This window comes from Endozoicomonas sp. 2B-B, from assembly GCF_053470045.1.
On sequence record NZ_JBLZMU010000001.1, the window covers coordinates 5,471,067 to 5,483,532 of the forward strand.

13 protein-coding genes are annotated in these 12,466 nt (G+C 48.5%); 1 reads left to right on the forward strand and 12 read right to left on the reverse strand.

The features are described from left to right. Positions 1-19 precede the first annotated feature (19 nt). Complete coding sequence (gene rpmE / locus ACOMHB_RS20420) at positions 20-235, reverse strand: 50S ribosomal protein L31 (RefSeq protein ID WP_257279891.1); 216 nt, start codon at positions 233-235, stop codon at positions 20-22. A 301-nt stretch (positions 236-536) separates the two neighbouring features. Between rpmE and ACOMHB_RS20425 the strand changes: the two genes are divergently transcribed. Next, the gene (locus ACOMHB_RS20425; protein WP_422409778.1) at positions 537-2,756 is read left to right on the forward strand and encodes a primosomal protein N'; all 2,220 of its coding nucleotides are present in this window, start codon (positions 537-539) and stop codon (positions 2,754-2,756) included. Here the strand turns inward: ACOMHB_RS20425 and ACOMHB_RS20430 are convergent. From ACOMHB_RS20430 to ubiE, 11 genes are all read right to left on the reverse strand, one after another. Then, a complete protein-coding gene (locus ACOMHB_RS20430; RefSeq protein WP_448218000.1) occupies positions 2,753-3,547 on the reverse strand; it encodes a DUF2059 domain-containing protein in 795 nt (264 codons plus the stop codon). The genes ACOMHB_RS20425 and ACOMHB_RS20430 overlap by 4 nt on opposite strands. A gap of 70 nt (positions 3,548-3,617) precedes the next feature. Further along, complete coding sequence (locus ACOMHB_RS20435; protein WP_422134911.1) at positions 3,618-4,328, reverse strand: 16S rRNA (uracil(1498)-N(3))-methyltransferase; 711 nt, start codon at positions 4,326-4,328, stop codon at positions 3,618-3,620. Positions 4,329-4,424: 96 nt separating this feature from the next. Beyond that, positions 4,425-6,953 carry a hypothetical protein gene (locus ACOMHB_RS20440; protein ID WP_448218001.1) on the reverse strand — a complete coding sequence of 843 codons (2,529 nt, stop codon included), beginning with the start codon at positions 6,951-6,953 and terminating at the stop codon, positions 4,425-4,427. A 109-nt stretch (positions 6,954-7,062) separates the two neighbouring features. Beyond that, complete coding sequence (tatC, locus tag ACOMHB_RS20445; protein WP_448218002.1) at positions 7,063-7,800, reverse strand: twin-arginine translocase subunit TatC; 738 nt, start codon at positions 7,798-7,800, stop codon at positions 7,063-7,065. Beyond that, positions 7,797-8,171 carry a Sec-independent protein translocase protein TatB gene (tatB, locus tag ACOMHB_RS20450; protein WP_422134914.1) on the reverse strand — a complete coding sequence of 125 codons (375 nt, stop codon included), beginning with the start codon at positions 8,169-8,171 and terminating at the stop codon, positions 7,797-7,799. Before tatB ends, tatC begins: the two co-directional genes overlap by 4 nt. Positions 8,172-8,265: 94 nt before the next feature. After that, a complete protein-coding gene (gene tatA / locus ACOMHB_RS20455) occupies positions 8,266-8,484 on the reverse strand; it encodes a Sec-independent protein translocase subunit TatA (RefSeq protein ID WP_422134915.1) in 219 nt (72 codons plus the stop codon). A gap of 136 nt (positions 8,485-8,620) precedes the next feature. Further along, positions 8,621-8,953 carry a phosphoribosyl-ATP diphosphatase gene (locus ACOMHB_RS20460; protein ID WP_422134916.1) on the reverse strand — a complete coding sequence of 111 codons (333 nt, stop codon included), beginning with the start codon at positions 8,951-8,953 and terminating at the stop codon, positions 8,621-8,623. After that, positions 8,946-9,359 carry a phosphoribosyl-AMP cyclohydrolase gene (gene hisI, locus ACOMHB_RS20465; RefSeq protein WP_422134917.1) on the reverse strand — a complete coding sequence of 138 codons (414 nt, stop codon included), beginning with the start codon at positions 9,357-9,359 and terminating at the stop codon, positions 8,946-8,948. Before hisI ends, ACOMHB_RS20460 begins: the two co-directional genes overlap by 8 nt. A gap of 17 nt (positions 9,360-9,376) precedes the next feature. Next, positions 9,377-10,978: a ubiquinone biosynthesis regulatory protein kinase UbiB gene (gene ubiB / locus ACOMHB_RS20470; protein ID WP_448218003.1), complete on the reverse strand. Its 1,602-nt coding sequence runs from the start codon at positions 10,976-10,978 to the stop codon at positions 9,377-9,379. A gap of 94 nt (positions 10,979-11,072) precedes the next feature. Further along, positions 11,073-11,660, reverse strand: a complete 588-nt coding sequence (locus ACOMHB_RS20475; protein ID WP_448218004.1) for a ubiquinone biosynthesis accessory factor UbiJ — start codon at positions 11,658-11,660, stop codon at positions 11,073-11,075. A 5-nt stretch (positions 11,661-11,665) separates the two neighbouring features. After that, positions 11,666-12,427, reverse strand: coding sequence for a bifunctional demethylmenaquinone methyltransferase/2-methoxy-6-polyprenyl-1,4-benzoquinol methylase UbiE (gene ubiE / locus ACOMHB_RS20480; RefSeq protein ID WP_317145435.1), 762 nt, complete (start codon positions 12,425-12,427; stop codon positions 11,666-11,668). Positions 12,428-12,466 lie beyond the last annotated feature (39 nt).

Here is a 12,466-nt window from a genome sequence, read left to right on the forward strand (position 1 = left end):
AAAGCAAGCATGTAAATGCTTACTTGCGAGCACCTACCTTGCCAAAACGCTTGGTGAAGCGCTCGATACGACCGCCAGTGTCCATCACTTTCTGAGTGCCGGTGTAGAATGGGTGGCACTTCGAACAAACTTCAATGTGCAGATCTTTGCACAGAGTAGAGCGAGTCTTGATCTTGTTACCGCAGGAACAGGTAACTTCGATTTCTTCGTAATTCGGATGGATTTCCGGCTTCATGGGATCTACCTCAAAACAATGCGTGCCGCCACCCGGTCTCTGGCTAATAGCAACTCGGCCTGGGCACCGCACGCGAAACGGTCACAAACTGTCATTACCGGGGCAGTCAATAGAATGCACTGCCCAGAGACTGCCATTCAGTGACCCTGGAAAATTGTGGCAGAATCATACCAAAGTATCCCCGTCAGGCAAATACTGGTATTTCACTGACCGTTCATTTCAACCGAACCGCAACTCAGGTTAAACTGAGCGGGAGCCTGTCGGAAGGCTCCTGACGCCATTAGCCATTAAAAGTAGCCTCATGACCTCATGTGACGATAATTATCTCAGCATCGCCATACCCACCCCATTGAGGCAGATGTTCGACTATCTTCCTCCGGATAGTGAGGCAAACCTGCAACCGGGTATGAGAGTTCAGGTTCCATTTGGACCCAGAAAGCTGGTTGGCATAATCGAAGCCATTAAACCTGAATCCGATTATCCCAGAGAAAAGCTCAAAAAAGTCTCTGCTGTTCCAGACCAGAGCCCTCTAATCCCCAGAGACATCATGCAACTTTGCCGATGGGCATCCAGTTATTATCACTACAGCCTGGGAGAAACCCTGCTTCAGGCATTGCCCAAAGCCCTCCGACAGGGAAAACCTGCAACCCGGGAAAAAATAGCACTCTGGCGCCCCACCGCCCCGCTTGATAAAGCCATCACCCAGTCTCTGAAAAGAGCTCACAAACAACTCAAGGCATTACAATGGCTGGAAAAATACCCCGAAGGTCTGTCAGAGCCAGAACTTCGGGAAGTCGGTATCAGTAAAACCATTCTCACCCAGTTGCAAAAGAAACAACGAGTTGTCGTACACGAAGTTGAGCGGGTTGACCAACATTTCACTGAGTATGCAAACCCGCTAAGACAGGAACCGCTGAACCTGAATACTGAACAGGCTTTCGCCTTGAAAGGCATTCTGGCATGCCTCACTTTTCACCCTGTTTTACTGGATGGTGTCACCGGGAGTGGTAAAACGGAAGTCTACCTCCAGGCCATAGAAGCTACTCTTAAAGCCGGTAAACAGGTGCTTGTTCTGATTCCTGAAATCGGTCTGACGCCTCAAACCGTCAGACGATTTCGCAGCCGGTTCTCTGTCCCCGTGGCCTGCCTTCATTCCGGATTGAGTGATGGCGAACGTTTGCAGGGCTGGCTTGCTGCCAGCCGAACCATAGCCGGGGTATTGATTGCTACCCGCTCAGGAATTTTTACGCCTCTACCCAAACTGGGATTAATTATTGTTGATGAAGAGCACGACAACTCATACAAACAGCAGGACACCCTCAGATACAACGCGCGGGATCTGGCCATATACCGGGCAAAAATAGCAGACTGCCCGGTTGTCCTGGGATCCGCCACCCCTTCTCTGGAAACCCTCGTGAACGCCAGGAAAGGTCGTTACAGCCATCTTGAGATCAGCAGCCGGGCAGGACATTCCCGCCCACCGACTCTGGAACTACTCGATATCCGTCAGCAAATACTCCATGAAGGTTTTGCCCAGGGCCTGATAACAAGGATGCAGTCAACTCTGGATAAGGGCGAACAGGTCATGGTCTTTCTGAATCGCCGAGGCTACGCCCCCTCCCTGATCTGCCATGATTGTGGTGAAGTCATGGATTGCCCGCACTGCGATGCCCATCTGACACTGCATCGCACGCCACCTCATATGCATTGTCATCACTGTGATTACCAAACTGCTATTCCCTGGTCATGCCCAAAATGCCACAGTAAAAACCTTCAGCCTGCAGGTCAGGGTACCGAACGGTGCGAACAAATTCTGGAGCAAATATTCCCGACTATTCCTCTGATTCGGGTGGACAGAGATTCGACTCGTCGAAAAAATGCGCTTTCAGAGATTCTGGATAGGGTCCAAACTGGCGAACCCTGCATACTTCTGGGAACTCAAATGCTGGCCAAAGGCCATCATTTTCCCGATGTTACTCTGGTCGCAATCATCAATGCCGATTCCGGGCTGTTCAGTTCCGATTTCCGAGGGCTGGAAAAAACCGGACAGTTGATCCTTCAGGTCGCTGGCAGAGCAGGCCGGGAAAAGAAACCGGGGCATGTCATTATCCAAACTCATAACCCTCAGCATCCCGCTTTGCAGATGCTGGTCAGCCAGCCGTACAGTCGCTTTGCAGACAGCTTGATGATCGAACGAAAACAACTCAAGCTACCACCTGAAGGTTATCTGGCCCTGTTCAGAACAGAGTCATCTATGGCGGCAGCGGGGGAAAATTTATTAAAAAGTCTCAGGCATATTTTATTAAACCACCACCAGCAAGGCTCTGTCAGAGTATTGGGCCCAATCCCGGCGCCTATGGAAAAAAGACAGGGGCGTTATCGTTATCAGCTGTTATTGCAGAGTTACCAGCGTGTTTCTCTGCATCGCTTACTGGATATTGCCGTCAAACACCTGGATTCCATGAAATTACCGAAAGACCTTCGCTGGACATTGGACGTGGACCCTCAGGAGATGACTTAAAGAATTCGGGCTATAGCCAGGATCTGACCACGCTGAAAATTCTGCATGGCAGAGCTTCGGGCAAAATTCAGATAGTCGCGAATCTCACTATCTGGCAAGCTTCGATAGGTATAGAGATAGACGTACCTCATATGATCGTTCATCCCCTTACGAATGATCGGCTTTTCCCTTGCCTTGAGCACCTCAGGCGGTCTTAAAGGACGTCCGTCATTGATCGGCATGACTTCATGGAGTATGCGCTTGGCTCCCACCGACGCACTGGCAGCCAGCTCAGTACCCAGTTCAACCGCATCCAGAGTTTCCATCAATTCTTCAATCAGACGAACACGACTGGTTCTAGGTAACTCAGTGGATAATTTTTCTTGAATGTAAGCCTGCATACGCTCTGCATTGCGAGGATCATTGGCTTCCATTTCCAAGCGCAGAATTTTTTGACCCAGTGCCGAGTTATACCAGTCCAAAAGTTTCAGTAATTCACCGATACTTAACGCTTCATCGAGAGTCGCTTCCATGGAAGATTTGAAAAGATCGGGACTGTAGCGGACCTTGACGACCTGATTAACCGTACTCACCACTTCCGGAGGCAGTGAATATTCCTTCTGGTTAATGGTCATGCTGGAAAGCACCCAACCAAGCTGCTGTTCCAGCTGAGCGTCATCATAGAGCTCATCCAGTAAAGCACCTTTATCAGCGGCTGTCAGTTTTCCGCTGAGGAAAAACAAAAGCAAGAAAGCCAGAGATTTTGAACAATGGCTCAATACTGGAAATGAAAAGTCGCTTTGTGTATCCATACACTCACTCTGCGAACGGGAAGGCTTTTCTTACAACATACCTAAACCGCAGGTCAGTGTAAAATACCATTCAGTCGTACAATTTACTGGTAATCGCTGTGACAGCGGTTTCAACCCGGAGAATTCTTGAGCCCAGATGAATCCGGTCAAACCCTGCCTCTTCCAGCTTTTCCACTTCGTAAGGAATAAATCCACCTTCAGGCCCAATCGCCAGAACCACTTGATCATCGACCTGATGAGGGCATGGGACTCCGCCTGAAGGATGGGCGACAAGACAACGCTTGCCGTCCATAATGGCGGGTAATCGATCCTCAACAAAAGGCTTAAAGCGCTTCTCAAGAATAACTTCCGGGAGCTGCGTATCCCTTGCCTGCTCCAGCCCCAGAATAAGCTGTTCGCGGACTTTTTCTCCTGTCAGCCAGGGCGACTGCCAAAAGCTTTTCTCGACCCGGTAACTGTTCATAAGAATGATTTTCTTAACCCCAAGAGACGACAAGTGTTGCAGACTTCTTTTCAGCATTTTCGGACGCGGGAGAGCCAGCAGAATCGTCAGAGGCAGAGGTTCAGGAGGCTTTTGATCCAGACAGACATCCAACTCCATTGCCTGATCCGTCAGAGAAACAATAACGCCTTGACCCATTTCTCCATCCAGCATCCCTACTCTGATGCTGTCACCCGCTTGAGAGCGATGAACGTTCAGGACATGCTGAAGAGATCTTCCCGTCAGCCTGACGCGGCTTTCAGAAATAAAATCGGTGGGAGTCAATAACAGCAGGTTCATATCGGGAAGCATCAATAGTCAGAAAAGAAACCTGCATTTTCCAGATAAAGCGCCCTTAACGAAAGGCTAATTTTATCGAAGATCCGTTGCAGGGAGTCAACTTGACTCCCTGGGAGGTCCAGGGGTTCTCTCCCCCTTGGAAGCCAGATCGATCAACTCAATTAATTTTTGCTTGAATCTTGGGTTTTTATGGACTGTCTCAAATTTCATGCAATCCTGCTTTCTAAGACACCGAACAAAACCATCTACCAAGTGAGAAGCATAAGCTTTGCATAAATCCATATGTGTGTAATTTGTTTCGATTATACCTCTTGGAAAATCGGGCAAAAACAACTTAACATCACCAGACTCGAGTATCTGATAGTTAATTGAGCCAGAGTCCAGACATATTTTATTCTTCACCAATATGCCTGCGTCTTCAATAGCATGTTGAAGTACACCACAAAACGCCACTTCGTCAGGAATTTCTTCAGCCTTGAACTTTTCTCCAGTACTTTGATCTATAACAGCAATGTCGTCTATAAACGAATCGAGAATATAGGCGTTTTTATGATCTGCAATCTGGCCATCAAGATCGTCAAATAAAGGCATAACTGTGGCGGGAACAGTCACACCGTCTATCTCGACAAGAACGGTTTTATGAAAAGAGAGCGTGTTAAAACCTAGCTGCCTGAGTCGTTCTGTTGACTGTGTTTCCTTTAACACAGTAGGCCAATGCCTCGCTTCATAACTTTTCGTCGGCACGGAAATAGCAAACTCTTTACCTTTTATCTTTATTTTAAAAACTTTTTTTATGTCTCGTTGAAATAAAAAATCACACAAAACATCTTGCTTATCATCTAACACTTCTTCCCCTTGAGAATTATTGGGCGCCTTTAACATTGTTATTTTTAACTGATCCCCAATAGATACGTTTTTCAAATTATATTTTTTTTCGGAATCACGAGCCTTATTGAGTATTTGCGCATCATCTAAAGACACCTCAAAGTCTTTTAATTCGTCAACCTCAACCGGGGGAGATATTTCATGTATGCTATCAGACACAAAATCGGGAGCTTGTGAGACTTCCTCTGGATCAGAGAGTTCCTCATTAGACTCTTTCAGCTTTTCATAGATTTCTTCCAGTCCATGCAACAAAGGTCTGGTGTATTCTTCAGGCGCATGCTTGATCAACTCTGTAACCATGTCTTCATAAGAATCACAGCGTTCGACCTCTGTCTTCAGTGCTCTCAGCGCTTTAACATCGGGCAGATCTTCGGGATTAACCTCGGCATATGAAACGAAGACGTATTTTTTTTCTGACGAGGCAGACTCGCCCTCTTTATCTAGCTTTTCCTGAACAGCCTTCGCATAACATTCGTCTGCTATTCCCTTGATGATAGTGTCAATATCACCGATCAGGCCTGCCTTCAGCTTGGCTACCATCTCAAAGTCTTGAGACACATGACTCCAGTTTAAGTCTAAAGAGGTGTCTTCAGCGCAGTTTTCGCGATCCTCCAGAAACTGTCTTATGGATGGATCCAGCTGCAAGTTATCGCCGGTTTCCTCACAGATTTCCTTGAAGGCAGTCAGCAGGTCTTTCGCGTATTTTGAAGGTGCCTCCTGTTTGATCAAATCAAATACGTCATTGATATTGCTGGCCTTCATGACATTCAGGGCCAGGGCACTGATTTGTTTTGTTATCAGGCCGGATCGACTGTCTATTTCTTCACTTTGATTCTTATGAATCAATTCCAGAAGAAGGAAAAATTTCTCTTTAAATGTACCCAGTTCATAACCAGCAGCCAGTAGCGGGGCCCGCACCCTAAATGCTCCCCGCTTAAATCCAGCCTTCTCGACCAGTTTTTTCAGTTTCAGAAGGTAACCATATTGTTCACAATGCTCAAAGTGGTTATCGAGATGTGAAACCATTTCTGGCACATCTCCGACCGTCTGAATCGAATGTAAAAGACTGCGCTCTTTCGCTGTATATTGTTTAAAACCTTCCGCCAGCCACTCAGTGGATTGACCCAGCTCGGATTTCAATTGCTGAAACAGATTTTCCTTTAGCCCTTCAAACGATTCATTTTGAATCATGGATTCCAGCCATAAATGGCCCTGTTCTGACAGCCCCAAATCGGCCCCGGTTTTCCGCCCAATCTGCAGGAAGCTCATACACAGCCTCTTCAGATAGGGCTCTGGTACCACATCATTCAACCACACCAGTATCTCATCCAGAGATCCGCAATCATCAATTCTTTGAAGAAGGCTGCTCTTTACTGTCTCGTATAGCTTCTGTTCTTTATCGCCTCCAATAGCAACGATATCATCCATAACATCTCTAACCCGGAGTTTGAAATCGTCCTTGAATGCATCCACCTCCGGAAATGAATAGCCTTTTAGTAATGCTGACAGCTTTTGGGATCCCATAGCCGTTATGGAGCGCTGTTTCATAGGTGACGCAGGTGGTTTAAAAGAATCCAGGTTTTTTTTCAGACGGTAAGGAATCAGCACTGCAACGACACTCCGACAGAAAGCCCGGGCTTTGCCAAGTGCCAGAGAAGTTGCTTTGCTAATACTGATCGCAGCCATCCTGAGATGGTGCAAAATACTGTCGTCCTGCGGTGTCTTCTGAAGATTATCCATATGCGTCCTGAAAGTTATGTCATCCTCCATTCAACTTAGTCAAAGCAGGGCGAGTCATTTCAGTGGCAGGAATTCACACAATAGCCCAACAGCGAGAGAAATCCCGACTTTAATCTGACGTTCTTCGGATGAGAAGTCTGGAGAAAAACAGACCGGCTTCAAACAACAACCACATCGGAATGGCCAGAAGGGATTGGGAAACAACGTCAGGGGGAGTCAGCAACATACCTATAACAAAACAGCCAACGACGACATAGGGGCGTTTTTTCGAAAGGCTTTCTACCGTTGAAATACCACTCCACACGAGCATTAATGTCGCTACAGGAATTTCAAAAGCCATGCCGAAGGCAAAAAACAATTTCAGTATAAATTCGAGGTATCGATTGATATCAGTCATCACCGTTACCGATTCGGGTCCGACGGTAGTAAAGAAAGAGAAGATAATCGGGAAGACAACATAATAGGCAAAGGCCATCCCCAGATAAAAAAGCAGAACACTGGCTACCAGTACGGGAATAGCCAACCGTTTCTCATTCTTATAAAGACCCGGCGCAATAAACCCCCATAACTGATGCAAAATATACGGAACCGCCAGAAAAAAAGCCACAAACAGGGTTAGCTTGAAGGGGGCCAGAAAGGGCGAAGCTACCTCGGTGGCAATCATGGTGCTACCCTCGGGTAAATGCACCGTCAGGGGCTCTGAAACGAATCGATAAATATCGTTGGAAAAATAGAAGAGCCCCAAAAATACCACCAGCACAGCTGCAAAACTGCGCAGCAAACGACTCCTTAGCTCAACAAGATGCTGAACCAGAGGCTGTTCTTTGTTGGCTCCATCTTCGCTCATGCGCTCTTGTCTTTTTTCTCTTCAGTTTCGTTTTGAGCTCTGTTTTTAATGCCACCAGAGTCCTTTTCATCGCGATCTGTACCAGGTTCAATGGACTTGTTTAATGTCTCCAATGGCTCCTTGATCGACTCAGCCACCTGAGAGCGGGTCTTTTCCAACTCTTTCATAACCTGTTCGTTATGAATCTGTCTTTTGATGCCATCGACATCCAGTTCTTTTTCCAGCTCTTCCCTGGCAGACTGAAAACTGCGTTTAATTTTGCCGATCCAGTAGGCCGTGGTTCGAATCGCACCCGGCAGCCTCTCTGGCCCCAGAACGACCAGAGCGATCACAGCAATAAGAAGCAGCTCTGTGAAACCGATATCGAACACTTTATCTCCAAAGGTATCTCAAAAACGTGTTGAACGTAAAAGCAGTTTATCCTGTCCTGATACAGGGATGAGGCAAACTGGCCTGCAACCTGACTCAGGATTTACGTTGAGTATCTTCAGTCTCTTTTTTCTGATGACTGTTCTCAGACTGCCCGGGCTTCTGTTCTTCGTCAGAAGAGATCGCTTTTTTGAATCCCTTTACGGCCCCCCCCAGGTCACTTCCCAGGCCTTTCAATTTCTTGGTACCAAACAACATCACCACAATCAGCAGGATAATGAGCAACTGCCAGATACTGATTCCACCAAACCCCATAATGCACCTTCCTTTCAGACTGGCCGGGAAATGCCAGCCACTATGCCAACATCCCCTGGAAACATTAACAACTGCCCTCTTGCAAGTGCAGCCGTATGATCAATACTATTCTACCGGATATCCGGTTTTTCCTCACTCAGGAGGGTTGCCTAGAGGCCTTTTCTTCTATGCCAGACAGACCAAAGCGTCGCTCCAGCTCTTTAAGAACTTCTCTGTAGCTCAGCCCCAGGTGGGACAGCATGATCAGAGAGTGAAACCAGAGGTCCGCCGTTTCGTAAACCACATCATCAAGACTGCCGCCAAATTCTGCTGCTTTGGCTGCGATCAGCGTTTCTGCCGACTCTTCACCGACTTTTTTCAGGATCTTGTCCATACCCGCGTCATGCAGACTGGCAACATAGGAGCTGCCCGGACTGGCCTGACGGCGTTCTTCCAGCACAGCTTCCAACTTATCCAGGATGTTATTCATTATCGCTGCTTCCGCTCTTGTCTTCACCGTAGATGGCATCGGGACTTTTCAGAACTTCATCCGTAGTTAACCATTGACCGTCCTCGGTCAACTTACGATAGAAGCAGGATTCCCGCCCTGTGTGACAGGCTATTCCACCAAGTTGTTCTACCACCAGCAGAACAGAATCGCCATCACAGTCCAGCCGCAGCTCATGCAGTCTCTGCACATGACCGGATGACTCACCTTTACGCCAGAGCTTGCCCCGGGAACGTGACCAGTATATTGCTTGCTGTTCTTCAGCGGTCAGGGCCAAGGCTTCCCGGTTCATCCAGGCCTGCATCAGCACCCTGCCGGTTTGATGATCCTGGGCTGTCGCGGCCACCAAACCATCACTGTTCCAGCGAACGTCATCCAACCAACTCATGCTACTTATCTCCAATCCTATCGAATCAGGAGCCAGACCCCGGCTCCTCCCGTTAACACTCCCTGCCAGGGAAGCTGTGCAGACCATTCAGGGAAGACCAGAACAGTAGCGGCCAGTACAACCAATACCCCACCCAACCACTTGCTTTTGTCGGTTCGCCGGTCTGCCCGATTATGTATGGCCATCAGCTTTCGCTGATGCTCCGAAAACTGTTTAACGCTATGCAGAGCATTTTTGGCCATATTAGGCGCACTCAGCAGCCAGTCGGGAATATTATCATGTACTGTGCGGCCGATTCCGCAGGGGCTGACCTGATCCTTCATCCATTTCTCAAGATAAGGCTGTGCTGTATTCCACAAATCCAGTTCCGGGTAAAGCTGTCGGCCCAGACCTTCGACATTCAGTAACGTTTTCTCCAAAAGAACCAGCTGGGGCTGAACTTCCATTTCAAACCTTCGTGCAACCTGAAACAATCTGACCAACAGATGCCCGAACGATATATCTTTCAATGGCCGTTCAAATATGGGCTCACAGACTGTCCGAATAGCGGCTTCAAGCTCACCTACTACGGTATGGGAAGGAACCCAGCCTGAATCCACATGCAGTTGGGCGACCTTGCGATAATCCCGTTTGAAAAAGGCCAGCAGATTACAGGCCAGATAATACTGATCTTCAGGTTCCAGAGTACCGACGATACCACAGTCAATGCCTATATATTTTGGCTCAGAAGGGTTAGAGATATCGACAAAAATATTCCCCGGATGCATATCGGCATGGAAAAACCGGTCGCGGAAAACCTGGGTGAAAAAGATCTCAACACCTCTTTCCGCTAGTTTTTTCATATCGGTACCCTTCGCCTTCAGGGTATCTGTATCAGCAACAGGCACACCATAAATTCGCTCCATCACCATCACTGAAGGTTTGCAGTAATCCCAATAGACTCGGGGAACAAACAGCAACTGTGAGTCGATAAAGTTCCTGCGTAACATAGAGGCGTTGGCAGCTTCCCGCAACAGATCCAGCTCATCAAGAATCGTTTTCTCGTAATCCCTGACCACTTCTATTGGCCTGAGCCTTCTGGCTTCTCTTACAAGCGCGACCAGCAAACGACTGAAGCCGTACATCAGCCGAATATCCTTGCGGATCACCTTCTCTATGCCAGGCCGTATCACCTTAACCACCACTTCTTCTCCACTATGCAGTCGAGCAGTGTGCACCTGGGCTATGGACGCAGAAGCCATAGGTTCGTGATCAAAGCGGTCAAACCGTTCTGAAACCGGGGCTTGCAGGCTTCGTTCAATGATGGCTACGGCCTCTGTCGCAGGGAAAGGCGCCACCTGATCTTGCAGTCGGGCCAATTCATCACTGATATCTTCAGGCAACAGGTCGCGACGGGTAGACAGAATCTGGCCGAACTTGATAAAGATAGGTCCCAGGGATTCCAGCCCTTTTCTGAGTCGGACGGCTCTGGGGTCGCTGTTCTTGATAAAGTATCGCCAGGGAAGGAGTCGCATCAGAACTCTGGCAGGAAAAGGCAGGCAGTCGATCTCGACCAGATCGTCCAGCCTGTAGCGGGCAATAGCCCCAACAATTTTTATTAAACGGGTTAACTGCAGCACCCTTTTCTCCCGCGATACTCTTGTTTGCTCAACTCGCTTGCTTAACTCACAAAGGGGCTGTTCTGCGCTCGAGGCTGCCTTGTCAGCTTTCCCATCAAGTTTTGTTCAAACGTCTGCTCAAGCTTTCCACAGCTTCACTCAGAGCGGTAACCTCACGACTGAAAGCACCGATTTCAGACTCTGAGGGCACCAGCTCCAATTCGTACTGAAGATAAGCGGCCCCTTGGCCAGGAAGCGTTTCTCCAAAGCCTGTCAGCGTTGAGGTTATGAAGCGCAGCCCTTCAGCCAGTGAATGCCCTGCTACTGGACCCACTTGCTCACAGATCAGGGTTTCCCAGTCGAGCTGCATCCCTCGATGGGTAGATTGCAGCGCTTCCAGAACTTTCTGATCACCCGAGACATTTAGCCCTCTGATGGCATCCCAGGAAGCGTCTCGATCAGCGGCAAGCGTTATAAAACTACTTAATGGCCCCTGCAGAGTGACATCAACAGAGCCCTCATGCCAGCCAGCACAGCGAACTCCTGAGGCGTCCAGAAAAACATAGCAGTTAAAATCAGGCTGAAGACCAATGAGATGAATAACGCTGCCGTCCAGAGACTTTAAAGCCCCGGCTGTAACGGGATCGAGCTTCAACAGCTGATTGATCCGGTTCTCCACAAACGCCAGAAATGCCGTCTTCATGATAATCAGGGTTTGATGCCTTTATGCAGGGCAACAATGCCGCCGGTCATGTTGTGGTAGGTGGTATTCACAAAACCGGCTTCTTTCATCATGGCTTTCAGGGTTTCCTGATCCGGGTGCTTGCGAATACTCTCGGCCAGGTAGCGATAACTCTCTGAGTCACCTGCCACCAGCTTACCCATCGCCGGCAACAGGGAGAAGGAATAAGCATCATAGACTTTGGTTAACAAAGGATTGTTAGTCTTTGAGAACTCCAACACCAGCAGTCGGCCACCAGGCTTCAGAACCCGGCACATAGAGCGCAGTGCTTCGGCCTTATCGGTCACATTTCTCAGGCCAAAGGCAATGGTTATGCAGTCGAACGTGTTTTCCGGGAATGGCAGGCACTCGGCGTTGGCCTGAACATACTCAACATTCCCGACAATGCCCTGATCAATCAGACGATCACGGCCAACCCTGAGCATCGACTCATTGATGTCAGCCAGCACGACCCGACCCGTGTCGCCCACCAGACGGGAAAACTGTTTTGTGAGGTCGCCGGTGCCACCGGCAATATCCAGAACCTGATGACCTTTGCGAACCGCAGAAAGCTCTATGGTAAAACGCTTCCAGAGCCGGTGTACGCCCATCGACATGAGGTCGTTCATCACATCATAGCTATCAGCCACTGAGTGAAAAACACCCGCCACCAGTTTCTCTTTATCATCAGGATTGACATCTTTGTAACCAAAGTGAGTCTTGTCCTGATCTCTTACCTTCTCAGTCATTCAGATCTCCGCCCCAGCAACAGAAAACAATCCGAACCC

Bases quoted from the DNA above. Each gene is read 5' to 3' on its own strand.
- tatC (WP_448218002.1), bottom strand. From the start codon at position 7,800: ATGAGCGAAGATGGAGCCAACAAAGAACAGCCTCTGGTTCAGCATCTT.
- ACOMHB_RS20435 (WP_422134911.1), bottom strand. From the start codon at position 4,328: ATGAACCTGCTGTTATTGACTCCCACCGATTTTATTTCTGAAAGCCGC.
- ACOMHB_RS20430 (WP_448218000.1), bottom strand. From the start codon at position 3,547: ATGGATACACAAAGCGACTTTTCATTTCCAGTATTGAGCCATTGTTCA.
- ubiE (WP_317145435.1), bottom strand. From the start codon at position 12,427: ATGACTGAGAAGGTAAGAGATCAGGACAAGACTCACTTTGGTTACAAA.
- ACOMHB_RS20460 (WP_422134916.1), bottom strand. From the start codon at position 8,953: ATGAATAACATCCTGGATAAGTTGGAAGCTGTGCTGGAAGAACGCCGT.
- ACOMHB_RS20440 (WP_448218001.1), bottom strand. From the start codon at position 6,953: ATGGATAATCTTCAGAAGACACCGCAGGACGACAGTATTTTGCACCAT.
- rpmE (WP_257279891.1), bottom strand. From the start codon at position 235: ATGAAGCCGGAAATCCATCCGAATTACGAAGAAATCGAAGTTACCTGT.
- hisI (WP_422134917.1), bottom strand. From the start codon at position 9,359: ATGAGTTGGTTGGATGACGTTCGCTGGAACAGTGATGGTTTGGTGGCC.
- tatA (WP_422134915.1), bottom strand. From the start codon at position 8,484: ATGGGGTTTGGTGGAATCAGTATCTGGCAGTTGCTCATTATCCTGCTG.
- ACOMHB_RS20475 (WP_448218004.1), bottom strand. From the start codon at position 11,660: ATGAAGACGGCATTTCTGGCGTTTGTGGAGAACCGGATCAATCAGCTG.
- ACOMHB_RS20425 (WP_422409778.1), top strand. From the start codon at position 537: ATGACCTCATGTGACGATAATTATCTCAGCATCGCCATACCCACCCCA.